The organism is Carnobacterium sp. (assembly GCF_040274425.1).
Genome location: NZ_JBEMBC010000014.1, coordinates 12,746 through 37,767, shown reverse-complemented (window position 1 = coordinate 37,767; position 25,022 = coordinate 12,746). Strand labels below are relative to the sequence as shown.

Genomic DNA, 25,022 nt, shown 5'->3' with positions numbered 1-25,022 from the left:
AAGTTTTTACCAGTTGTAATAACTGGAGCTTTAAGTTTACGAGATAATTCTTGAACTGCTGGACCATGTCCCATAGTTCCGATACCTGCATAAATAACAGCACGTTTAGAATTGTTTAATACTTCAACAGCTGCGTCAATATCTGCTTCGTTGATTGCAGAAGAAACGTAATCACGGAAGCTGTGGCCTGAAGAGTAGAATGCATCGTTATCGATTTCATGGTAACCGAAATCACCAGGTACTTCTAATACAGCTACTCCACGTTTAGAGATAGCAGTACGAATTGCGTCGTCGATCAATTTTGGTAATTGTTCAGCGTAAGCAACACGACGGTTGTATACTGCGATATGATCAAACATTGGATTTTGGTTTAATTCTTGGAACGCGTCCATGTTTAATTCTCTTTGAGGGCGAGAACCTAAAATAGCTAATACAGGTGTATTATCCATCGCTGCATCATAAAGACCATTGATTAAGTGAGAAGCACCAGGGCCACCTGATCCAACACAAACACCCAATTTTCCACCAAATTTCCATTGCATTACAGCTGCCATTGCTCCAACTTCTTCATGTTTTACTTGAAGGAATTTGATATCTGTTTCTTGTTGATCACCTAAAGCTTCCATTAAAGGGGCTAAAGTTCCTGAAGGGATTCCATAAATTGTATCTATTCCCCATCCTGCCATCACTTTTAGTGAAGCTGTACTAATGTTAGTTTTGCCTTCTGTCATTTTGATAATCCTCCTAGAATAATTTCACAATATTAAATGCAAATCCAATTCTATCACGTTTGAATTAAGAATCAAGGTTTATTTCCCATTAAATTACATTTCTGTGAAAAAATGTACAGCTTTTTTAACTTAATCTAACTAACCATTCAAAAACCCCTCATTTGTTCTACATATTCACAAATAAAAATAATAACTCACTCAATTTTTGTAGTTAGAAATTAGTACCTAATCTGTAGCACGAAAAAAGTTATGGCAAATCTCTTTCACACAAGTACATGGACTTTATCGCTCTATTTGACTAATAAAGTGGTTTTATTATTTACGGGATAGTAAGGTAATAAGCTATTCATTAGGGGTGGCTTTTTTATTTTGATTTATTTTTAGATTTTTTACTATCCATGCCTGCACCAACTGCAACACCAAGAGCAATGCCTATAGCGATTCCTACAGCTAAATTATCAAACACTAGTCCTAAAGCAACACCAAATGAAATACCCAAAGACATACCTAAAGCAATGTAGGATGTTTCATCTGTCTCCTCTTCATTGTGCTTCTGTTTGTTGTCCTTATTTAAGACTCCCATAAGAAAATCCCTCCTTATATTTTTATTTTAGCATATAAGGTAGGAGAGTCTATTAATCTGGGTTTAAAATATAACTTTTTTATGCGGGATAGAAAATAGATAGGCATAAAAAAACCCTATCTCTTAATTGAGGTAGGGTTTATTTTTTATCCAATGTTAGGATTTACAGGTCCCATCGATTCTTCAAACCGATCTAAAGTTAACTTAATTCGCTCTAATTCACCTTCAGAAGATGCAGAAGATTCCTCAATTACATCTAATTTTTCTGCAATATAATCAAGCTTATCGTAAATCTTCTCTAATATTTTTATTGCTTTATCATCCATGCTCAACACTCCTTTATAATTTTACCTATATTGTAACCCTTATCATCAGATAAATATATATAGTTGTTTTAAAACATAACCTTTTTGTGCGGCAGTTTCCTACCTTTATAAATCCACAACTGCCCATATCTAGTATGTTGACTATTAATATTGTAGTTTTGGATGACTAGATGACTATGAAAAGTACTTTACTACATTACATAAGCTATATGCCATTCAAGAAAACCTTAATATTTAAGAAAAACACGGTTGATTTTTCGCAAATTATGTTAATTTTTAATAATAAACGTGGAATTAGTAGTGAAATGAAAAATAAGCCGTTAAAACGTCTTAAAGATACTATTGTATCAACTTTTTAACGACTTATTAAGAATTATGTAATGGAGTCTACGGGAATTGAACCCGTATTAACTGGCTGCCAGCCAGTCGTAATCCCATTATACCAAGACCCCAGAGTAGAATGCTTCAGCAAATAAACCACTGAGCCATACCCCCAGTAGATAAATAAACCAAACTTTATTTATCTATTGATTGCTTAATTATTATATCAAACCCAGTTCTTTCAATGCAATATAAATACCATCTTCATTACAACTTTTTGTTACTTTATCGGCTCTTAATTTTACGCTTTCTAAAGCATTGCCCATTGCTACACCTGTTCCAACTTTTTCAATCATTTCTAAATCATTCAAGCCATCTCCAAACGCAATGGTATCTTCTACTTTAAAGCCATTTTCTAAAGCAACTCTAATGACCGTATTTGCTTTTGAACCATCATGCGGCAATACATCTACTCCAGAATCATGCCAGCGTACAAACCGGAATTTCGAAAACTGACCATTTTCATAAAACTGCTTTTCATCTTCACGATAAAAAAGTAAACATTGAACCAATGAGTTATGCAGATAAAAATCAGCATCATACTTTGGAACACCGTATCCAACTGATTTCATAGCAGTAGTTATGCTAACATCAGCTTCTTCATTTCTTCTTCTTAATGTCTCTGGTGTTTCATAAATCATGTCATGGTTATTCAAATCTGCCACTTTAATTAATTTTTCTAATTGAGAATGATCCAATGGATTTTCGTAGACTTTTTTCTTGTGTAAGTATCCTGCGGCTCCATTACAAACAACATAATGGTTGATTTCTAATTCATCAATAATATTTTGCGCCATAAATAAATTTCTTCCAGTAGCAATAGCTACTTCATGACCGTTAGTTTTTAGTTCTTTAATCGCTAATTTGGTGCTCTCTGGAATTATTTTTTGATCATTGACTAATGTTCCATCGATATCAAAAAAAATCATTTTCTTTTGCATGTTTAAGTACTTCCTTTCTATTGCTGCTTATAAAACAATTGTACCCTTTTATCTTCCAGACTACTAGACTGAAAAGCAAAAATCATGAAAGTCCATTCATACTGGACTTCCATGATTTTCCCACTTGCTTTTTACTCTTCTTCACTAAATTGGCTATTGTATAGATTTGCATAAAAAGCTCCTTTTTCAAGCAGTTCTTCATGCGTTCCTTGTTCAATGATTTCCCCCTGATCCATGACTAAAATTAAATCAGAATCTCGGATCGTAGATAAACGATGGGCAATGACAAAGCTTGTTCTGCCTTCCATCACCTTTTTCATCGCTTTTTGGATCAAACTTTCTAAACGCGTATCTACTGAACTAGTTGCTTCGTCTAGAATTAATATTTTCGGATTGGAGATCACTGCACGCGCAATGGTCAACAGTTGTTTTTGTCCTAATGAAACATTTGATGTTTCTTTATTCAATTTCATGTTGTACCCATCAGGCAATGTGCGAATAAAGTGATCTACATTCGCTGTTTTGGCTGCTTCTATAACTTCTTCATCGGTTGCGTCTAACTTACCAAAGCGAATATTTTCGGCAATCGTCCCGCTATAAACCCAAGCATCTTGTAGAACCATTCCAAACAACGAACGAACATCTTGTCTAGACATTGATTTCGTATCGATACCGTCAATTTTGATGGCCCCTTTATCAACATCGTAGAAACGCATCAATAAATTGATCAACGTTGTTTTCCCTGCTCCTGTAGGTCCAACAACAGCTACCGTTTGCCCTTTTTTCACCGACACATTTAAATCAGTGATCAATGGTTTTTCTTTGTCATAGCCAAAAGAAACATGTTCAAAATCTACATTACCTTCTATAATAGCTGGTAATGCATGCTCTGTTTCATTAATAATTTCTTCTGGTTCATCTAAAATTTCAAACACACGATTGACCGCTGCTGCTGCACTTTGTATAACACCAGATAGTTGTGTGATTTGAGAAATAGGCTGGTTAACTTGCCAGATGTACTGAGTAAAAGCTTGTAAGTTCCCTAAAGACAAGTTTCCCATAATAACCAAGTACCCACCGCCGACCGCGATTCCAAAATAAGCCAGATTGGATACAAATCCTACCAAAGGACTCATTATCCCAGAGATAAAGGCAGCTTTGAAACCATAGTTGTTCAACGTTGCATTGATGCCTTTAAATTCTTCTAATTTGTCTTTTTCTTTTCCATAAAGTTTGATTTCGGTAAATCCACTAAAACTTTCTTGCACATGCCCATTCATCGCTCCTAATGATTCTTGTTGTCCTTTAAAGTAAGGCTGCGATTTTTTAATGATGGCTTTTGAAATAATAAAAGAAAGTGGAATGGTTACCATGATCACTATCGCTAATGGAACAGAGATATACAACATCATCGTTATAGCGAACACAATACCCATAAACGAATTAACCATTTGAATCAGACTTTGTTGCATGGCATTACTTATGGAATCAACATCGTTTGTGACACGACTCAATATATTCCCTTGTTGATTTCGATCAAAGTAAGAGACTGGAAGTCGATTGATCTTTAGTTCAATTTCATTTCTTAAATCTCGCATGGTATTTTGAACAACATTCGTCATAATATACGAAGATAAATACAAGGTAACTTGATAAATAGCGGCCATGCCTAAAATAATGATGACAATGTTACGAATGTAAGGGAAATTAACTCCTGCATTTGGCACATTGTTCAACATATCGGAAACATTTTTGCCTAGCTCTGTCATAGCTAATCCAATAATGTAAGGCTGTAGAGCATTTACGATCATGCAGACAACGGTTAATGCGATAGCAGATAGAAAACCAATTTTATACGGTTTGATATACTGCCAAATTCGGCGTAATGAACCTTTCATATGACTCATTCTAACTCCTCCTTCGACAACTGTGATGAGGCAATATCATAATAGACATCAGATTTTTTTAATAATTCTGCATGTGTTCCTTGAGCAACTACCACACCTTTATTTAATACAATAATATTGTCTGCATGCATAATGGTACCTACTCGTTGGGCAACGATCAAGACTGCTGCATTTTTAGTTTCCATTTTTAAACGTGCTCTTAATTTTGCATCTGTTTGATAGTCCAGTGCAGAAAAGCTATCGTCAAACACATAAATATCTGGCTTCTTAATGATTGCTCGTGCTATTGATAGTCGTTGTTTTTGTCCGCCAGACATATTGCTTCCGCCTTCAGATAAAAACTCATCAAACTGATCCGGTTTTTTCAAAATAAAATCTTTAGATTGAGAAATATCTGAAGCTTCTTCAATCTCTTTATTGTTAGCATTCCATTTCCCATAACGCATATTGTCAGTAATCGTTCCGGTAAACAATAAAGCTTTTTGAGGAATGTAGCCTATCTTTTGGCGTAATGCACTTAATTTATAGTCTCTAACATCTACGCCATCAACTAAAATACGGCCTTTCGTAACGTCGTAAAATCGAGGAATCAACTGAATCAAACTCGATTTCCCACTACCTGTACTTCCAATAAATGCAGCTGTTTCACCAGGTCTAACAGTAAAGCTCACATTTTCTATAACCGGTTCTTCAGTATTACCAGGATAAGCAAACGTCACATCTTCAAAAGTTAAGTAACCATGTGTTTCAGTTTCCGTTACGCCATTTTCATTTTCTGTAATAGATGGCACAGTGTTCAATATTTCTTCAATTCGTCTAGCTGAAACGGCTGCTCTTGGGTACATAGTAAAAATATTAGCAAACATCATAAATGAAAAAAGGGCATGAAAAATATATTCAATAAACGCGACTAAACTCCCTACTTGAAGATCACCTGTATTTATTTCTACAGCTCCTAACCAAATAACAACTACAAAAATACAGTTAAAGATAATTGAAAAAGTTGGCATCGCTAAAGCCATCAGCTTAAATAATTTTTTAGAAACATTCATATAATTATCGTTAACTTGATAAAATCTACTTTCTTGAAACTTTTCTTTTACAAAAGCACGAATCACTCTTAAACCTGTTAAATTTTCGCGTAAGTTTAAATTGATCTCATCCAAATTAATTTGTTGTCTATTGGATAATGGTGCGGAATGCTTTCCAATGAAATAAACGATTCCAATTAAAAAAGGGACTGCAATCAATACGACATATGACAATGATGGACTGGTTCGAATGATCATAATAAAACTAGAAATGAACATTAGCGGCGTCATCATTCCTACTCGTAAAACCATCTGCATGAACACCATAATTTGAAATGCGTCATTTGTTGTGCGTGTCACTAATGATGAGACGCCAAATTCATTGTATTCTTGGTGAGAAAAAGACTGTACTTTTTCAAAAATATCATTACGGATATCACGAACGAGTCTAGTAGTGATTTTGCTAACTGTGTATGCCAGACCGATTAACCCAATCAATCCAATAATAGAAATGACAAACATCCATTTTCCATAATAGGTTACAACATCAAAATCATTAAACATCAATCCTTTATTGATTAGCTGTGCCAACAAAGTGGGCAATCCTAGTTCAATCAAGATAAAACCAAAAACGCACAAAAAATTTAACAATACTAATTTTTTATACTTCATTGTATATCTCCACATTAAATTCATTTTCTCATCTCCCTTAAAAAATTAGTCTATCGCTGATGATTTTGTATTTTTTACCTTTAAAACCAAAAATATAATTTTAGTCTGTTTATACCCTGCATCGTCAAAAAACATCTATTATAATATAGCATATTTTCTTCTGAGTACGAATAGCCAATTTCTATTATTTTTCGTACCAACTAACTTTCTATACTTAATTAATGAATTATGGTAAAATAAATTTAGCTGTTGTGTACTTACCACAACCACTAGTTCGGGAAAAAAACTAAACTGAATAAAAGAAGAATCAGAATTTTTTTCTAGTAGCTTTACATTCATGTTAAGGAATTAAACTGACGTGGTTTTCGTTTATCATCTTTGAATAAACTTCATAGATTGATTTTTTCGTAATGCAAAACACTTCACCAATTTTTTTATAAAAAAGACTAACGTTCTACCTATTTAGAGAGAACGTATACAGAGGAGAGAAATAAATGATTTTTAAAGTCAATTATCAAGAAACAAAATTAAGAAATCCAAAAAGAGAAGATACTCAAACACTTTATTTAGAAGCAGGAAGTGTTGTGGAAGCACGTGAATTGGTTGAACAAAATACCCCCTATAATATTGAACTCGTTCAACTAATTGATGGAAAGTATCTTGAATACGAACAAAATAGCCCAGATTTCAAGTTAGCGGAGTTTAACTAATGAAACCTTCTATAAAAAATAATGAAGCTGCTGTCTTTGCCATTGGGGGTTTAGGGGAAATTGGTAAAAATACGTATGGTGTTCAATTTCAAGATGAAATCATCATTATTGACGCTGGTATTAAATTTCCTGAAGACGACTTATTAGGAATCGATTATGTTATTCCTGATTACAGTTACATCGTTCAAAATATCCATAAAGTTAAAGCTTTAGTTATCACACATGGACATGAGGATCATATTGGAGGTATTCCTTTCTTATTAAGACAAGCCAATATTCCAATTTATGCCGGACCATTAGCTTCTGCTTTAATTCGTAACAAGTTAACCGAACACGGTTTATTGCGTGATACAGTATTGCATGAAATTGGTGAAGATGACGTCATAAAATTCCGTAAAACAAGTGTTAGTTTTTTCAGAACGACACACAGTATTCCCGAAGCTTTTGGTATTGTCGTTAAGACTCCACCCGGCAACATCGTTCTAACAGGAGATTACAAATTTGATTTTACTCCAGTGGGCAAACCAGCAAACTTGCACAGAATGGCTAAAATAGGCGATGAAGGTGTACTAGCTCTTTTATCTGATAGTACTAATGCTGAAATCCCTACTTTCACTAAATCTGAACAAGTCGTTGGAGAATCGATCACAAGTATCATGCAAAAAGTAGAAGGCCGTATCATTTTTGCGACTTTTGCTTCTAACATTTCTCGTCTGCAACAAGTTGCAAATGCAGCAATCAAAACAGGACGCAAAATAGCTGTTTTTGGTCGTAGTATGGAATCGTCTGTTACAACTGGTCGTCAATTAGGCTATATCACTGCTCCAGAAGAAACATTTATTGAACCTAGAGAAATCAATCGCCTTCCTGCAAAGGAAAGTATTATTTTATGTACAGGATCACAAGGTGAGCCTATGGCAGCCTTGAGCCGTATCGCTAACGGTACCCATCGTCAAATTTCTATTCAACCTGGTGATACAGTAATTTTTTCTAGCTCTCCTATCCCTGGGAATACTTCAAGTGTAAATCGTGTCATTAATTTACTCTCTGAAGCTGGTGCAGATGTTATTCATGGAAGAGTAAATAATGTTCATACTTCTGGACATGGTGGTCAACAAGAACAAAAATTGATGCTTCGTTTAATGAAACCTAAATACTTTATCCCTGTTCATGGTGAATACAGAATGCAAAAAATCCATGCGGGTCTTGCTGAATTAGTAGGAATTCCTAAAGAAAATTCTTTCATCTTAGATAATGGAGATGTTATAGCTTTAACGGCTGATTCGGCTAGAGAGGCTGGACACTTCGAAGCTGGAGATGTCTATGTAGATGGTAAAGGAATCGGAGACATCGGGAACGTCGTTTTACGTGACCGTAAGTTGCTATCTGAAGAAGGATTGGTTGTCGTCGTTGTAACGATCGATTACAAGTCTAAAGAAGTATTAGCAGGTCCTGATATCTTATCTCGCGGATTTATTTATATGCGTGAATCTGGGGAATTAATTAATGATGCACAACAAGTTATGACTAAAAGTTTAAATAAAAGTTTAGCAAACGATAAAGTTACCGAACAATCTTTAAAAAATACAATTATCGAGAGTTTAAAACCATTTTTATTTGAACGTACTGAAAGACACCCTATGATTTTACCGGTTATTATGCCAGTTTAATCCATTAAAAAAAGCTCACCCGACATTCTAAAAATGTCGGGTGAGCTTTTTTATTAGTGTTCAATGAAGTGGTAAATCGGTTCTTCCCGCTCTTTATCATAATTAACTTGTAAGTCGTATCCGCTAAAAAACCATTCATCGTTTTTATCAATAAAGTAAATGACCCCATTAATAATGGTTTCAGCTAAAACATCAGCGGGTTGAGTTACTTCCATTCCGACCGAAAATCCTTCATGGACTTCAGTGCTTCCATATACTTTCCCCAAAAATCGAACGCCATTTCCCTTTTCAAGACCTACCTCATTTTCAAACCATTCTTTAGCATTATCTGTTATTTCAATTTTCATAGTAAGTTTCACAGAAACGATTCTCTGTGATTCCTCCTCTCATACGAACATATTATCCTTATTAATAATACCATAATTAAAGATGCAACAACGTTTGTTTTCTTGGAACGTATCTCTATGGCATTTGATTTTCCAACCAATCAATTTCTTTAATACCACCAACGATCATAAGTGTATCATTCACTTGAATAACGGCATCAGCTGCAGGAGAAATGATCATCTCTTGTCCTCGTCGAATTCCAATAACATTTAATCCATAACGTTGTCTAAAATTTAATTCTAAAAGTGTTTTATTAAAAAACTTTGGGTTGGTTACTTTTAATTCAACCAATGAATACTTATCTGATAATTCTAAATAATCCACTACGTTTCTTGAAACTAAATGATGCCCAATTCGAATACCCATATCTCTTTCAGGATGGATAACATGATCGGCTCCTATTTTTTCTAGTACTTTTCCATGGTATTCATTTTGAGCTTTCGCTGTAATGTATGGATTTCCCATTTCTTTAATCATTAACGTAATTAATATACTTGCTTGAATATCTTCACCAATAGCTATAATGACATGATCAAAATTTCTAATACCTAGGGATCTTAAGACACTTTCATCTTGAGCATTTGCGACAACTGCATGAGTGGCTATATTCATATATTCATTTACTTTATCTTCACTAGAATCAATCGCCAATACATCATGTCCACTTTCTACAAGTGTTCGACAAATACTGCTGCCAAAACGACCTAAACCAATAACTGCAAAATTTTTCTTCATCTCTTTACCAACTTTCATTTCCCTAATTCTATCCTAGTTCCTATCGACTTCATTGTACTTGTTTACCTTGTTTTACTCAATAAGGTGATGTTTAAAAGCATAAATCGCTGCTTGCGTCCGATCTTCTACTTCTAACTTAGCTAATATATTTGAAACATGTGTTTTAACTGTTTTTAAAGTTATGAAAAGTGCATCAGCAATTTCTTGGTTAGAATTGCCTTGAGCAATCAACATAAGAATCTCTTGTTCACGATTCGTTAGATCCTCATGCAATTGGTGAACCTGTTTTTTAGTTAGACGTTCCATCATTTTTCCGGTTACTTCCGGTTCCAGAATCGTTTCACCCTTATATGTAGAGCGAATCGCATTCGCAATTGTACTCGCTGTCGACGTTTTTAAGATATAGCTAGACGCTCCTGCTTCCAATGCAGGATAGACTTTTTCGTCATCAATAAAACTGGTTACAATAACGATTTTTGCTTCAGGCCATTCTTTCATAATAGCTTTTGTTGACTCGATGCCATCCATTATATCCATCACTAGATCCATCAAAATAACGTCTGGACGCAATTCCATTGCCTTTTCGAAGCCAATTTTCCCGTTCTCTGCTTCTCCTATAACTTCTATATCACTTTGGATGGATAAATAAGAAGAAACACCTAATCGAACCATTTCATGATCGTCCACTAATAATACTTTAATCATATCGTATCTGCCCCTTTTTCGATTTTAGTCATAAGTGGTATCTTTATCTCAACACTGGTCCCCTTATTTCTAAAGCTGATGATCTTACATGTCCCACCCATTCCAATTACTCGTTCATTAATGTTCTGCAACCCATAATTCCCAGCTTTATTTTCAGTAGTATTGAATCCAATTCCATCGTCAATGACTCTCAATAAAACAGATTGATCAATGACATGTAAGTAAACTTCTAGTTCTTTTGCTTTTGAATGGCGTAGTGTATTTGAAAGAAGCTCTTGAACGATACGAAAAAGATGATCTTCTATGCCATTTGGTAATGAAACATCCTCAATATCCCATTTTAGTTCAATTTGAATTTTTGTACTGAGCTCATTTAATAGTTGCTCGATTCCTTTTTTCAATGACTTTCCTTCTAAATTAACAGGTCTTAAATGAAGTAATAAAGCTCGCATTTCAGCCTGAGCTTCATTTACAATAGATTCTATCAATTTTACTTGTTTTTGTAAGGCTCCGCCTGATTCATTCATTTGCTCATTTAAAGCAGACAACATCATCATAGCTGCAAATAATTGTTGACTGACTGAATCGTGTAATTCACGTGCCAAACGACTCCGTTCAGATACCAGAATTTCTTCTTTCGTCTGACCATTAATAGAATTGGCTGAATTGCTGTTTATTTGTGCTTCATTAGATAAAGTCACTAGTTTTTCACGAATATCTACGAGTGCTCTTTTCAATTCATCAGAAAAAAAATAATCCTCTTCATTTTTAGCAAGTAGTTGATCAAATGTCTCTTTTGAATAGTCTCCCTTTACAAGAGTGTGAAGAGTCTCCTCTATGTGCTGCCACTGACGTTTGTTCAGATAATAAACACCAAGTGTAACACCTAGACCAATCGCTGCTGAGACAGCCAGTAAATACCCAATAAAAGGAATATAAAAAAAGCGAGTTGTAAAAATATCTAAATACCAACTTTCAGGAGAATACGCAAAGCTGTAACTAGCTATAATAACAAAAAACAACATAAATATAATGATACTACTGGAGAAAAAAAGCGATCGAATGACTTTTTGCTTCATATTGCGATCACCTCTAGATCTCCAACTAAAACGTTTGTGATGATCTTTAATGTTCTGGCTTGGTCTTCATAATGCTTACTATACATTTTAACGGATTCATTCTCCAAAATATACTGTTGTTCCTCAAATGCAATTTTTCCTTTAATAGCACTGTGTTCAATCATGATACCAATACCATTTGGAACCAAAATACGTGTTTTTCCAAATCCTTTTCGAATAACAATATAACTTTCATTTTTGGGTAAAATAGTGTTTCCTAGATCAATGATTGTGTCTCCCATAAAAATTGAAAAATTAATATCATCCCATTCATATATTGTGTTGCCGATTCTTTCATTTCCCAACCAATTTCGTTTAAGGCGTTTAGCATTCTTCGGCAAACTATTGGTTGTTTCAACAACTACAATGTCTTTTTCATTCCATGGAGCTTGCTGGAAATTAAAAGAATCCATTTTTGAAAATACTTTCCCATAATTTAGATAAAGAAAGACAACCGCTACAATCAGCATATACCAAAAACCGGCTAACGACATTAGTGCAAAAGCTGTTAAAAAGATTCCAACAACTAAAGGCATTCTTCTTTTCCTTTTTTGTTGATTACGGCTTAAAAAAATCAACCAGCAGCCAGCAGCAAAGAGCCCTAAGATAAATAGATTATGAATCAGCTGGTATAAAGCTACTATCAATAAGAGTGATTCAATTAGTGAGAACCATTTCCAATTATTTTTCATACCCTTTAAGTCTCCTTCGCTATGTTTCTTTTATCTAGTATACCGTTTTTAACTCACTATGTAATGTTCTTTAGCATGAACTCTAACTAAGACTAAAGACGTATATTCCAAAAAAAATAAAAGCTGCTCAATGAGTAGCTTTTATTAAAAAAAACATTAGATTAACTAATTTTTACAATTCTAACGAACATATCTCCACCTGGAGTTCCAAAAGTAACTTCACTACCTACTTTTTTGCCCATTAAAGCTTTTGCAATAGGTGAGTCATTTGAAATCAATCCTTTGAAAGGATCAGCTTCTGCGCTACCAACAATTGTATATTCTTCTTCATCACCATCTGGTAATTCAATAAATGTTACTTTTCTACCTAATGAAACTTCATCAGTTGCGGTATTTGAGTTATCAATAATCTCAGAAAAACGCAACATATTTTCAATAGTTGTTACTCTTCCCTCAACAAAAGCTTGTTCATCTTTTGCTGATTCATACTCAGAATTTTCAGATAAATCTCCAAAACTACGAGCGATCTTGATTCTTTCTACAATATCTTTACGTTTAACCGTTTTAAGATATTCTAATTCTTCTTCTAACTTTTTTTTGCCATCTAATGTCATTGGATATACTTTTTCAATCATTTAATGCGATCTCCTTTATTAGAATCATCTCTGATTCTTGCTTTCACTATTTAGTTGAAAGCGTAATTATATTTTCAATATTGACAAGATACCATGTTGAATTCCATTTGTAAACCAAAAATTTTAATTTGTTCAAACTTTTAATTCAACTATCATTTTTTAGGGAATCTATTATTGTCTTTATACCTTTGACTCTTCGACTAATATGCTTCTAATTTTTGTCGTCATTAGATCGATCGCTACTTGATTGGTTCCACCTTCTGGAATAATAATATCTGCGTATTTTTTAGAAGGTTCAACAAATTGGTGATGCATTGGTTTCACGACAGTTAAGTATTGTTCAATCACTGAATTAAGTGTACGACCTCGTTCTTCTATATCCCGTTTGATTCGGCGAATAATACGGATATCGTCATCTGTATCTACGTATACTTTTATATCCATTAATTTTCTTAATCGCGGGTCTTCCAAAATCAAGATTCCTTCAAGGATGATAACTTCTTTAGGTTCTTGAATGATGACATCTTTACTTCTAGTATGCGCAGCATAGTCATAGACTGGCTTTTCAATTGATTTGTAGTGAATCAAATCTTCTAAGTGCTGAATAAGCAAATCTGTATCAAACGCAAACGGGTGATCATAATTTGTTTTTAAACGTTCTTCAAAGGATAAGTCATCTTGATTTTTATAATAAAAATCTTGTTCCAACATTAAAATAGAATGACCTGTAAATTGATTGTAGATTGCACGACTTACACTAGTTTTTCCGCTACCAGATCCTCCAGTAACTCCAATCACTATTGGTCTCTTTTTGTTCGTCATACTTATTCCTCTTTCCTTATGAAAAGCATTGGATCGAGTGATCCAATGCTTTTTTTAATTCTTTTTTACAGTTCATTCAAGCCAATCAATCAACATATTCAGCTTTATATTCCAGATGCTGTTCATATGTTTCAGCGTAGTAAATTTTCCCAGTTTCCATATCTGCTAAAAAGTACATATACTCTGATTCAGTCGGCTGTAACGTGGCTTTTATAGCATCTGCACTTGGACTGTTAACCGGTCCAGGACCAAATCCAGGGTGCACATATAAATTATAAGGAGAGTCTACTGAAACGTCTTTATTTGATATATATTCCTTATGCTCATCTAATGCATACAAAACGGCAATATCCGTTTGTAAAGGCATATCGATTGCTAAGCGGTTATAAAAAACACCAGCAATCATTTTCCGATCTTCTAACGTAAACCCTTCACGTTCAACTAGGGAAGCAATCGTTAAAATATCTTGTACAGTTCTATTGGATTCTTTAATTTCAGGATAAAAACCTGTCATTTCTTCATCCATTCTACTAATCATGTTCTCAATCAGTTCTTCTAATGTCATGTCTTCCGGAAAATCATAAGTAGCAGGAAAAAGATATCCTTCTAATCGATACCGCGTATCCTCTGCTTCTAGAGCTGAAGTTAATAGTTCAGGATATTTGGTTTGCATGTCCGTTAAAAATGTCTCATTTTGAATAGCCGCTAAAAAATTTTCTTTAGTATAATCTGTATTTTCAACAATAGTATCTCCAATTTGATCAATCGAAGTACCTTCTTTAACTAATATTTTTATTCCTTGATAACTTTCGGCTGTTCCGCCTTCTTGAAGTTGATCGATAATCGAATCAAGAGACATTGATGGAGAAAAGGCATAGTTTCCAGCTTGAAAATCCGTTTCATTATTCATACGAACATAGTAGCTAAACACTATTGCACTTTTTATAATGCCGTTTTCTTGTAAAATTTGTGCGATATCTTTTGAACTCGAACCTGTAGGAATTTCTACCACTACTTCAGTTTTATTTTCTATATCTAATGGTTCTAACGATGTCGTTACATACTGATAACCTATTAATCCAAAAAGAATCAACAGAATAATAAATGCTGCTAAAATGCTAAGTACAATTTTCTTAACCAATGATTTTTCTTTTTGTCTTTCACTTACATTACCAGTTAAATCAGTTTTTACTTCTTTAGTATTTTTTGTTTGGTTGTTCTTATTTCGTTTTGACAAAAAGTGACCCTCCTAAACTATAATAAGGTTTCCATTGATTTTTCACTTTGGCTATGACACTAACTTGTATCATTATACATGATATCTTACTTTATGAGAACAAAAAAAAGCTAACAAATCAAATTTGTCAGCTTTTTCACACGTCATACTCATAGTTGCATTATTAAAATTAACGAATTATTCTTCTTCGTCTGCTAAGAATGTGTTTAATACTTCTTCAATCATATCCCATTCTTCTTCAGTTTCAATTGGTTTTAGTTCGCCTTGTTCTCCAGTTTCTGTTTCAATGAATGAGTAAACTTCAAGTTCAACTTCTTCTCCTTCACTTGCTCCAGCAGGGTATACAAAAACGTAAGATTTGCCATAATCATCTGAGTCAAATGTAAATAAAATTTCGTATAATTGTTCGTTACCTTGTTCATCCACTAAGGTAATATGTTCATGATCGTGGTCATGTTCATGGTCGTGATCGTGGTCATGTGACATTGGTCAACACTCCTTTAATTATGAGATAAGTTTCTTTTCCATTTTAGCGCACTATTGACTGAATTGCTAGTTTTGATTTTGATTCAAATAATTCTGTAGAATCATTACTGCTGCCAGTTTATCAATAACTTTTTTTCTTTTTGCTCTAGAAGTATTTCCTTCTTCAATCAACATTCTTTCAGCCTGAACAGTCGTTAAACGTTCATCCTGTAAGATCACTGGTAAATTAAATGTTTCTTTAATTAATTCAGCATATCGAAGAGAAGCTTCTGCTCGAGGACCGATAGAATTATTCATATTCTTTGGCAAACCGATCACTACTTTTGTGACTTCATGAATCTTAATCAATTCGCCAATACGCTCTATGCCGTATTCTTCTTGTGCCTCATTAATTTTAACGATCTCGATTCCTTGTGCGGTCCAACCGAATGGATCACTAACGGCTACACCAACAGTTTTGGAACCGACATCTAATCCCATTGTTCTCATTAAGCTTTAGGTCCACTCTCTTTCAAATAGGTTTTAACAATCTCTTCAACAATTTCGTCACGTTCATGGCGTCTAATTAGATTTCGAGCATCATTGTGACGTGGAATATAAGCTGGATCTCCTGAAAGCAAATAGCCAACTATTTGGTTGATCGGATTGTATCCCTTTTCTTCTAATGCATCATGTACTAATTTTAAAGTTTCTTTAACACTTTTTTCGCTGTTGTCACCAACGTTAAAACGTACTGTTTCATCTGTTGAACTCATGGTCTACACCTCAATTTCTGTAACGTCTACTCTTATTTTACAAGAAAGCACTTCAAACTACAATGGTTATCAGAAAATGAGCATTATAAATTTTTATTATTTATTTTATAGCAAAAAAAGAGTTGAAACTAAAGCCTCAACTCCTTTTCATATGCAATTACTCACTCTAAAATGTATTCTAAAAACCATTCTTGTTAACAGTTTCTTCATATCTTCAATGTGCGAGATGGACTCAATTTAGTCTTTATCTTTGACCCATTCTGCTACCTTAGCTAAAGCATCTGTTAAACCTGCTGGATTCTTCCCACCAGCTTGAGCCATATCAGGACGTCCTCCACCACCGCCGCCAACAAGTGGAGCGATTGTTTTGATTAGATCGCCTGCTTTAAAACCTTTTTTAATTGTTTCTGCATCAACAGCTGTTAGCAAATTAACTTTTCCATCACTTGAAAAACCTAGTGCTAAAACATTAGATACAGCATTTTGTTTCCATTGATCAGCCAATTGACGGAGTTGATTCATATCTTTTACATCAACTTCTGCAGATACGATCGTTACGCCGTTCACTTCTTGAATATTTTTAAAAATATCGCCTGCTTGATCATTCGCTAATTTTGCTTGTAACGATTCATTTTCTTTTTGTGCTTCTTTTAACTCTGTTTGTAATTGTTGGACTTTAGCTTTCACATCTTGTGTTTGTTGAGCTTTTACTAAAGCAGCAACTTCAATTAGACGTTTTTGCTCTGTTTGCAATAATGTATATGCTGCTTCGCTTGTTACAGCTTCAATTCTGCGAACACCAGCACCTATTCCTGATTCAGAAACGATTTTGAAGATGCCAATTTCGCTCGTATTGCTGACGTGAACACCACCACATAGCTCAATAGAATAATCCCCAACATTAACGACACGAACCAAATCGCCATATTTCTCACCAAATAAAGCCATTGCTCCCATTTCTTTAGCGTTAGCGATATCCGTTTCAACTGTAACTACAGAGAGGGATTCCCATATTTTTTCATTTACAATTTGTTCCATTTGGTCTAATTCACTTCGTGTAACTTGACCAAAATGAGTAAAGTCAAAACGTAAATGATTTGGTGTAACTAATGAACCAGCTTGGTTAGCGTGTTCACCCAAAATATCTTTTAAGGCTTGATGCAATAAATGAGTAGCCGTATGGTTACGAGTGATTTTATTTCTTAATGATTTATCAACTTCCAATGCATAGGTTTCTCCCACGGTCAGAACTTCGACTACTTCAACTATATGCAATGGTTGTCCTGCTGGAGCTTTTTTAACCTCTACTACTTTAGCAATAAGTTTACCCTTGGTATCTTTGACAACACCTTTATCGGCAACTTGACCACCCATTTCAGCATAAAATGGTGTTTGATTAAAAATCAAACGGACACGGTCTCCAGGTTGTGCTGAAGTCACAAGCTCTTCATCAGTTGCAATCACTTCTAAAGTACCCATTTCAGTTGTTTTATCGTACCCTACAAAGAGACTGTCTTCTTTTAGATCAGAGAATAATTTTGTTTGGACGCCCATCGATTTCTCACCACTTCGAGCAGCACGTGCACGATCTCTTTGAGCAGTCATTTCTTTTTCGAATCCTTCATGATCTACGTTAAAACCTTCATCTTGTGCGTATTCTTCAGTCAATTCAACCGGAAATCCATACGTATCATACAATTTGAAGATATCAGATCCTGCGATGCTTGTTTCACCTTTTGCTTTTAATTCAGTGATTCGTTCATTTAAAATAGTTAAGCCATCGTTAATGGTTTCGTGGAATCGCTCTTCTTCATTTTTGATCACTTTAACGATAAAATCTTCTTGTTCTAGTATTTCAGGGTAAAAACTATCCATAATGCTTCCGACAATAGGAACTAATTTATACATGAAAGCTTCATCAATGCCTAATTTTTTCCCATGCATAACTGCTCGGCGTAACAAGCGACGTAGTACATATCCGCGTCCTTCATTGGATGGCAACGCACCATCTCCGATAGCAAAACTTACTGCACGGACGTGATCTGCAATTACTTTAAATGAAATATCGTCCGTTGGGTTTTCACCGTATTTTTTAGTTTTACTCAAGGATTCTACTTTTTTAATAATTGGCATAAATAAATCTGTTTCAAAGTTTGTTGGCGCATCTTGTAAAATAGAAACGACACGCTCTAATCCCATACCTGTATCAATGTTTTTATTGGGTAGTGGCTCATAAGTACCATCTGGTTTGTGATTGAATTCTGAAAATACTAAATTCCAAATTTCCAACCAACGTTCATTTTCGCCTCCTGGATAGTTCTCAGGATCATTTTCAGGTAAATCATTGAACGCTTCTCCTCGATCATAAAAGATTTCAGAGTCCGGACCACTTGGACCAGCTCCAATGTCCCAAAAATTATCAGCCACATCTACTATATGATCATCCGTTAATCCGATTTTTTCTTTCCAAATCTTTTTAGCTTCTGTATCTTCAGGGTACACCGTTACGTACAATTTTTCAGGGTCTAATCCCAACCATTTATCTTCTGTTAAAAACTCCCATGCCCATTCAATAGCTTCTTCTTTAAAATATTCCCCTATTGAAAAGTTTCCAAGCATTTCAAATAATGTATGGTGACGAGCCGTTTTCCCAACATTTTCGATATCATTTGTACGAATACTTTTTTGTGCATTTGTAATTCTTGGATTTTCAGGTATCACTGAACCATCAAAATATTTCTTTAATGTTGCTACACCCGAATTGATCCACAATAACGTTGGGTCTTCAAAAGGAACGAGTGATGCACTAGGTTCCACTTTATGTCCTTTTGATTCAAAAAAGTCTAAAAATAATTGACGAACTTCATTGCTTGATAATTTTTTCATCATTTTCTTCCTTTCAAATTTAACTCGTGTATTTATAAAAGAGCACAAAAAAAGTCCAACAACAACATTGCCAGACAAGGACGAACGAATCGCGGTACCACCTTGTTTGCAATGAAGTCATTCGACTGTTCATTACCTCTTAAGTCTCGATAACGTGAGAAACGATAGTATTTCTACTATTTTAGTAAGGGAGCATTGATTTAATATTGTTAGTTTTCTTTCAGCCATGGAAAACTTTTCTTTAAACAAGTGATTAAATAAATTTATCCTTAGTACGCTTTAAAGTATAGGAGAAGATACGCAACTTGTCAATAAATAAAGGTATATTTCCCACTAAATCTCTTTAGATAATAGTCTTTTCCTTAGCTAAGGTAAATCCACGTCCCCAAACTTCACTCGCACTCATTACCACTACAAAGGCATTTTCATCTACATCTAAAACAGCGTCTTTTAAGAACGTAAATTCTTGTTCAGCCACAACGCACATCAACATTTGTTTATCTGAATTGCCATATCCGCCTTTAATGCCCCAGTTCGTCACTCCTCGATTAACCGTGTTAAAGATTGCTTGTTTCACTTCTGATGGGTATTCAGATATGATCATGACAGTCTTAGAATGATTAAACCCAACTTGTACAACGTCGATAGTACGACTAATAACAAATAGCGAGATAATGGAATACATGACAACTTCACCATCAAAAACAAGTAGTGCACACACAATCACTAATCCATCAATTAAAGCCACGCTCATACCTAAAGGCAATTTTATGTACTCATGAATCACTTGAGCGATAATACTTGTCCCACCAGTTGATGCTTTTGCTCTAAACACAATACCTAAACCAATACCAGTTAAGATACCTCCAAACAAAGCTGCTAACAAAGGCGTATCCGTCCATGGTTTGATAAAGTCTAGCATTCCAATGAATGCAGGTAAAATTAAACTTCCTAAAATAGTTTTATAGCCTGCTTCTTTTCCTAAAAATATAAAACAAATCAACAATAATGGTATATTGAAGGCTAACTGTACAATTGAAGGATCCCAGCTAAATACGCTTTTCGTAATCGTGCTGACCCCACTGATACCGCCAGAAATAATTAAATTTGGCAGTAAGAATGCATTAAATGATAAGGCAGCAATAAACGAACCCAACACGATGTAAAGAATGTCAATTGCTCCTAATGTATATTTATTTGATAGTAGTTTTTTCTTCATATTTGTTCATCCTTCCTAAACGTGAAACAAAATCCTTGTTTATTCTAACACTTTCAATTAGTTTGTAACTGTTTTTTTTGATTTTCTCATAAATTTACTTCGAATTTAATTTTTATTTGTTTTATAATGTAAAGTGGCGCAATTATAAAAGCAAGTCAAAAGGAGTACTCATGTCGACAATTAAACATTATCATCTCATCATTAACGAGCTTTCAGGTTCTGGTAAAGGAAAAAAAGTCAGTCACCAAATTGGTAACTTGCTGACGGCTCAGCAGATAAGTTTTACAGTACATAAATCTGCTTATCATGGACATACTGTGGAACTAACTAAAGTATTGGCTCAAGAAATAGAGAAGGAACGCAATCTAGCTCAATCAATTATCGTTATCGGCGGTGATGGCACCTTACATGAAGTTATTACAGGTTTAGGTGAACAATATGCCCATATCCCAGTAGGGTATATCCCTGCAGGTTCTGGTAATGACTTTGCGCGAGGAACAGGTATTTCAAAAGACCCAAAAAAAGCTCTAAAACAGATTCTTACTGCTCAACAAGCAACAAAATTAGATATCATTGAATATTACGACCACAATCAACAAAGTAAGGGATTTGCTGTAAATAATGTGGGTATCGGTTTTGATGCGGCAGTCGTAAAAAGAGCAAACCATTCTCCATCTAAAATCTTTTTAAACAAGTTAGGATTGAGCTCGTTTGTTTATTTTGCCAGCCTAGTTCAAGTCTTTTTTAAGCAAAGTGCTTTTCCCTTGACCATTACAACAAATGGCGACATAACTCAGTTTGACGATGCTTTTTTAGTTATTATTAATAATCACCCTTATTTCGGCGGCGGCATCCCTGTTTCACCAAAAGCTTCTCAAATAGATGGGAAATTAGATTTGATTATTTTACCTAAACACTCGTTTGCTAACTTATTGTATCTTTTTGGGTTAATGATCTTTGGAGGAAAACATTTAAATCATAAAAATGTGTATTATTATCAAGCACAAACCATTTCTCTCAAAACAACTTCAAAAATGGACTCAAATGCCGATGGGGAAATATTGGTGGACCAACCAATTGATTTTCAACTCGAAACCAGCTCACGTTATTTTTGGATTTGAACATAACGTCTTCCTTGTACATAAAAAAAGTTTCAGAAGATTTTTCTTCTGAAACTTTTTTTATACACTTGGCACTATCCCGTCCATACCAATCATCGGATCAATCGCATTGGATTGAATCATTTCGATAGTCAGGCGATAATTCTTTGGCTTTTCTTTACTTATCGTTTCATTTTTATTTTCGGTTGCTAATGATGGAGTAGAAATAGAATCTGATAGTTCTATTTCTTTTGGCTTATCTTTATTAGCAGGCATTTTCACAACAAGTTCAACTTGTTGGTCTTCTCCTAATAAACGTTCTGTCAATGTCGTTAATCTAGTTGCGGAAGATTTCGCTACACATTCCTCAAAGGCATTAGGTTCGCCACACAAAATAAGCAATTCACTACTTCTTGTAATTCCTGTATACAGTAGATCACGTCTTAACATACGGTGATAATTTTGCACCATTGGTAAAATAACCATTTTAAATTCCGAGCCTTGAGACTTATGAATCGAACAACAATAGGCCAGCGTAATTTTCATCCATTCATTTCGTTTGTAGACGACTTCATTGGCATCAAATTGAATGACGATTTCATCCACCTTATCTTCGGTTTCTTTGGCTAGATTGATTCCGACAATTTCGCCCATGTCTCCATTAAACACGTTCATTTCAGGATAATTTACTAGCTGTAATACTTTATCTCCAATGCGGTAATTTTTATCGTTAAACTTAACTTCTTTTCGTCTGCCAGAAGGATTTGGATTAAAGATTTCTTGCATCATTTTATTCAACGCATCTATCCCTGCTGGACCTCTGTACATCGGTGCTAAAACTTGAATGTCTTGAGCAGTAAAACCTTTATCTTTAGCTTTTTCTACTACTTGACGAATAACCGGTTCAATTTGATAAGTAGTACACTGAAAGAAAGAACGGTCTTTTTTATTTTTCGTAAAGTCAGCCGGTAATTTCCCTTCTTTAATGGCATGTGCTAATGAAATAATGGAAGACCCATCATCTTGTCGGTAGATTTCAGTTAACTCTCTACTAGGAATCTGTTTTGCACGTATGAGATCGTGCAATACTTGACCAGGTCCCACAGAAGGCAATTGATCTTTATCCCCCACAAAGATGACTTGCATATTTTGTGGGACTGCTCTTAACAATTGATTCGCTAGCCACGTGTCCACCATAGACATTTCATCAACGATCAATAATCCGCCTTCTAATTCTCTTTCAGAAAGCTCCGCACTTGGCTTTTCTTGACCATTTAACCCTAACAGGCGATGAATCGTGCTGCTTGGCAATCCCGTCGATTCATTCATTCGTTTAGCTGCACGTCCTGTAGGTGCGGCCAAAAGAATCGGAAAAATCTTATCGTGGTAATCATCTATTTCTAAAGACAAGCCATTCAATTCGGCAAACAAGGTCACGATTCCATTTAATACCGTTGTTTTACCGGTTCCCGGTCCCCCAGTTAAAATAAATAATGGCGAGACAACTGCTTCTTCAATTGCTTCGACTTGTGAATTTCCATACTGGATGCCTAATCTTTTTTCCATTTTACGAATTTCTTTTTTTACATTATGCGCTGGATACTGAATTTTTTTGCTGTTTTCCATTAACCGTTTTACAGAGTTTGCGATTCCCCACTCAGCAGCATATAACGAATTGATGTACAACTTGTGTTGGTCTTCAATCAATTTGTTCTCTTCGATCAAATTTAATAATTCTTTTGCTACTATATCTGGCTCAATAATGAACGAACGGCTTTCTTCAAGTACTCTTATGGTTTCATTCAATAATGGTTCTGCTAATGTATACGTATTGCCTTCACTGATGCACAACTCATTTAATGAAAATGAAATAGCCGCTTGAATACGTCTGGGAGAGTCTGCAGCAAAACCTAAATTCTCAGCAATGGCATCTGCTTTTTTGAATCCAATGTTTTCAATATCTTCTATTAATTGATATGGATTCTCTTGAATGATCTCTAATGTTTCTGCTTGATAGGTTTGATAGATCGTGTACGCTAACCGGCTTCCAAAGCCAAAGTCATTTAATCCGATAATAATTTTTTCCATTCCGTTACTGGAACGTATCGTATTAACGATGACTTCTTTCTTTTTGTCATTTAATCCGGGAACTTTAGCTAAAACAGTTTCATCTGTATTAATCTGATCAATCGCATCTTCGCCTAAAAGATCAACAATGGTTTCCGCAGTTTTTTTCCCTATTCCTGGAAACTTATCACTAGAAAGATAAGCAACAACTCCTTCGGCTGAAGTAGGTTTTTCTTGTCGATAGCGCTCGGCATTAAATTGCATCCCAAATTTAGGGTGCTCAATTAATTGGCCAAAAAAACGATACGTTTCATCTTCTTGGATTTGGCCAAAATTTCCAGTGATGACGATCTCTTTTTCTTTGAACGAACTGTTAGTATCAACAACTCGTATTAATAATACTTTGTAAAAATTTGTCGGATTTTGATAGAAAATTGCAGCCACTTGCCCTACAAAATAGGGAGGCTCTCCTGCAAATAAATCTAAATTGTCTTGCATAACCACTTTACTGCCTCCACCCTTTCTATCTTAGCTAATTAAAAGAATTAGTCTTTTTGATTTTTCATCATAACTTCTATGGCTTTTAACTGGTCGATACGTTCCTTATATTTTATAGGATCCAATTCTTTTGCTTTATTGAAGTACTCATCAACAGAATTCTGTTCTTCCTTTAAGGCCATTCCTACTACTCCACGTTTGAACCAAGACTCATCATTTTGCGGAGCTTGATCGATACTTATGTCAAAATACTGTTTGGCTTCTTTAAATGACCCTAATTGCATTAATGTATTCCCTATGAACAGAATAACTGTCATATCCAGTTTGTCTTCTTCGTATGCACTTAAAAAGTAAACCAACGCTTTCTTAGCTTGATTTAACGCTAAAAAATTCTGTCCAATCATAACCATAGCATCTTTTTTCAAAGGTGTTTCGCTAAATTGAATGACCTGATCAAAATACTCTAGCGATGTATGATAATTTTCAATTTCATAATAGAGATTCCCAAATGCGTACACAAAAATAGGATCTTCAGGGTACTTTTCAATTGCTGTTTCTAAAATAACTTTTGCATCTTCATATTTTTTCCCTAAAATAAACATGGTCGCTAAATTATAATAACTATCGCTATTTGCAGGATGATCGTTGATTTCTTTCATAAGTAATTGAATGGCCTTATTAAATTCGCCTTTTTCCCATAGCTGAAAAGCTTCATGGTTTTGATTCAC

At 34.7% G+C, this 25,022-nt stretch carries 24 protein-coding genes and 1 tRNA gene; 3 read left to right on the top strand and 22 right to left on the bottom strand.

What is annotated here, in order from left to right; all coding sequences use genetic code 11:
• From ABS911_RS04620 to ABS911_RS04590, 7 genes are all read right to left on the bottom strand, one after another.
• On the bottom strand, window positions 1-731 hold a 731-nt coding region (locus ABS911_RS04620), incomplete at its 3' end, for a thiamine pyrophosphate-binding protein (RefSeq protein ID WP_502880497.1).
• Window positions 732-1,095: 364 nt separating this feature from the next.
• On the bottom strand, window positions 1,096-1,314 hold the full coding sequence (locus ABS911_RS04615) for a glycine zipper domain-containing protein (RefSeq protein ID WP_350466533.1): 219 nt from the start codon (window positions 1,312-1,314) through the stop codon (window positions 1,096-1,098).
• 146 nt (window positions 1,315-1,460) lie between these two features.
• Window positions 1,461-1,640 (bottom strand): hypothetical protein, encoded by a 180-nt coding sequence (locus ABS911_RS04610; RefSeq protein WP_350466532.1) that lies wholly within the window; start codon window positions 1,638-1,640, stop codon window positions 1,461-1,463.
• A gap of 381 nt (window positions 1,641-2,021) precedes the next feature.
• Window positions 2,022-2,092, bottom strand: a tRNA-Ala gene (locus tag ABS911_RS04605).
• 90 nt (window positions 2,093-2,182) lie between these two features.
• On the bottom strand, window positions 2,183-2,962 hold the full coding sequence (locus tag ABS911_RS04600; protein ID WP_350466531.1) for a Cof-type HAD-IIB family hydrolase: 780 nt from the start codon (window positions 2,960-2,962) through the stop codon (window positions 2,183-2,185).
• A 131-nt stretch (window positions 2,963-3,093) separates the two neighbouring features.
• Window positions 3,094-4,869 (bottom strand): ABC transporter ATP-binding protein, encoded by a 1,776-nt coding sequence (locus ABS911_RS04595; RefSeq protein WP_350466530.1) that lies wholly within the window; start codon window positions 4,867-4,869, stop codon window positions 3,094-3,096.
• Window positions 4,866-6,596, bottom strand: a complete 1,731-nt coding sequence (locus tag ABS911_RS04590) for an ABC transporter ATP-binding protein (protein WP_350466529.1) — start codon at window positions 6,594-6,596, stop codon at window positions 4,866-4,868. Before ABS911_RS04590 ends, ABS911_RS04595 begins: the two co-directional genes overlap by 4 nt.
• Before the next feature lie 470 nt (window positions 6,597-7,066).
• Between ABS911_RS04590 and ABS911_RS04585 the strand changes: the two genes are divergently transcribed.
• Window positions 7,067-7,282 carry a DNA-directed RNA polymerase subunit epsilon gene (locus ABS911_RS04585; protein ID WP_350466528.1) on the top strand — a complete coding sequence of 72 codons (216 nt, stop codon included), beginning with the start codon at window positions 7,067-7,069 and terminating at the stop codon, window positions 7,280-7,282.
• On the top strand, window positions 7,282-8,952 hold the full coding sequence (rnjA, locus tag ABS911_RS04580; protein WP_350450249.1) for a ribonuclease J1: 1,671 nt from the start codon (window positions 7,282-7,284) through the stop codon (window positions 8,950-8,952). Before ABS911_RS04585 ends, rnjA begins: the two co-directional genes overlap by 1 nt.
• 53 nt (window positions 8,953-9,005) lie before the next feature.
• On the opposite strand, the gene ABS911_RS04575 is transcribed toward rnjA, so the two are convergent.
• The 13 genes from ABS911_RS04575 to ABS911_RS04515 form a co-directional block, all read right to left on the bottom strand.
• The gene (locus tag ABS911_RS04575) at window positions 9,006-9,299 is read right to left on the bottom strand and encodes a HesB/YadR/YfhF family protein (RefSeq protein WP_350466527.1); all 294 of its coding nucleotides are present in this window, start codon (window positions 9,297-9,299) and stop codon (window positions 9,006-9,008) included.
• Between the two features lie 115 nt (window positions 9,300-9,414).
• Window positions 9,415-10,074, bottom strand: a complete 660-nt coding sequence (locus ABS911_RS04570; protein WP_350466543.1) for a potassium channel family protein — start codon at window positions 10,072-10,074, stop codon at window positions 9,415-9,417.
• Between the two features lie 72 nt (window positions 10,075-10,146).
• On the bottom strand, window positions 10,147-10,779 hold the full coding sequence (locus ABS911_RS04565; protein ID WP_350450251.1) for a response regulator transcription factor: 633 nt from the start codon (window positions 10,777-10,779) through the stop codon (window positions 10,147-10,149).
• A complete protein-coding gene (locus tag ABS911_RS04560) occupies window positions 10,776-11,858 on the bottom strand; it encodes a sensor histidine kinase (protein ID WP_350466526.1) in 1,083 nt (360 codons plus the stop codon). Before ABS911_RS04560 ends, ABS911_RS04565 begins: the two co-directional genes overlap by 4 nt.
• Entirely contained in the window at window positions 11,855-12,589 is a 735-nt protein-coding gene (liaF, locus tag ABS911_RS04555; protein WP_350466525.1) for a cell wall-active antibiotics response protein LiaF, read from the bottom strand. The genes ABS911_RS04560 and liaF overlap by 4 nt, the downstream gene beginning before the upstream one ends.
• Window positions 12,590-12,750: 161 nt before the next feature.
• Entirely contained in the window at window positions 12,751-13,224 is a 474-nt protein-coding gene (gene greA, locus ABS911_RS04550; protein ID WP_350466524.1) for a transcription elongation factor GreA, read from the bottom strand.
• Window positions 13,225-13,404: 180 nt separating this feature from the next.
• Window positions 13,405-14,046, bottom strand: a complete 642-nt coding sequence (udk, locus tag ABS911_RS04545; RefSeq protein ID WP_350466523.1) for a uridine kinase — start codon at window positions 14,044-14,046, stop codon at window positions 13,405-13,407.
• An 85-nt stretch (window positions 14,047-14,131) separates the two neighbouring features.
• Window positions 14,132-15,283, bottom strand: a complete 1,152-nt coding sequence (gene mltG / locus ABS911_RS04540) for an endolytic transglycosylase MltG (protein WP_350466522.1) — start codon at window positions 15,281-15,283, stop codon at window positions 14,132-14,134.
• Window positions 15,284-15,460: 177 nt separating this feature from the next.
• Window positions 15,461-15,769, bottom strand: coding sequence for a DUF1292 domain-containing protein (locus ABS911_RS04535; RefSeq protein WP_350450257.1), 309 nt, complete (start codon window positions 15,767-15,769; stop codon window positions 15,461-15,463).
• 66 nt (window positions 15,770-15,835) lie between these two features.
• The gene (gene ruvX, locus ABS911_RS04530) at window positions 15,836-16,258 is read right to left on the bottom strand and encodes a Holliday junction resolvase RuvX (protein WP_350466521.1); all 423 of its coding nucleotides are present in this window, start codon (window positions 16,256-16,258) and stop codon (window positions 15,836-15,838) included.
• Complete coding sequence (locus ABS911_RS04525; RefSeq protein ID WP_013710505.1) at window positions 16,258-16,524, bottom strand: IreB family regulatory phosphoprotein; 267 nt, start codon at window positions 16,522-16,524, stop codon at window positions 16,258-16,260. Before ABS911_RS04525 ends, ruvX begins: the two co-directional genes overlap by 1 nt.
• A gap of 237 nt (window positions 16,525-16,761) precedes the next feature.
• Window positions 16,762-19,410: an alanine--tRNA ligase gene (gene alaS / locus ABS911_RS04520; RefSeq protein WP_350466520.1), complete on the bottom strand. Its 2,649-nt coding sequence runs from the start codon at window positions 19,408-19,410 to the stop codon at window positions 16,762-16,764.
• A gap of 343 nt (window positions 19,411-19,753) precedes the next feature.
• Window positions 19,754-20,629, bottom strand: coding sequence for a YitT family protein (locus ABS911_RS04515; RefSeq protein WP_350466519.1), 876 nt, complete (start codon window positions 20,627-20,629; stop codon window positions 19,754-19,756).
• A 170-nt stretch (window positions 20,630-20,799) separates the two neighbouring features.
• Between ABS911_RS04515 and ABS911_RS04510 the strand changes: the two genes are divergently transcribed.
• Complete coding sequence (locus ABS911_RS04510) at window positions 20,800-21,750, top strand: diacylglycerol/lipid kinase family protein (RefSeq protein WP_350466518.1); 951 nt, start codon at window positions 20,800-20,802, stop codon at window positions 21,748-21,750.
• 60 nt (window positions 21,751-21,810) lie between these two features.
• Here the strand turns inward: ABS911_RS04510 and recD2 are convergent, their stop codons facing one another.
• Both recD2 and ABS911_RS04500 read right to left on the bottom strand, forming a co-directional pair.
• Window positions 21,811-24,294, bottom strand: a complete 2,484-nt coding sequence (recD2, locus tag ABS911_RS04505; RefSeq protein WP_350466542.1) for an SF1B family DNA helicase RecD2 — start codon at window positions 24,292-24,294, stop codon at window positions 21,811-21,813.
• Between the two features lie 47 nt (window positions 24,295-24,341).
• Window positions 24,342-25,022: a tetratricopeptide repeat protein gene (locus tag ABS911_RS04500; RefSeq protein ID WP_350466517.1), complete on the bottom strand. Its 681-nt coding sequence runs from the start codon at window positions 25,020-25,022 to the stop codon at window positions 24,342-24,344.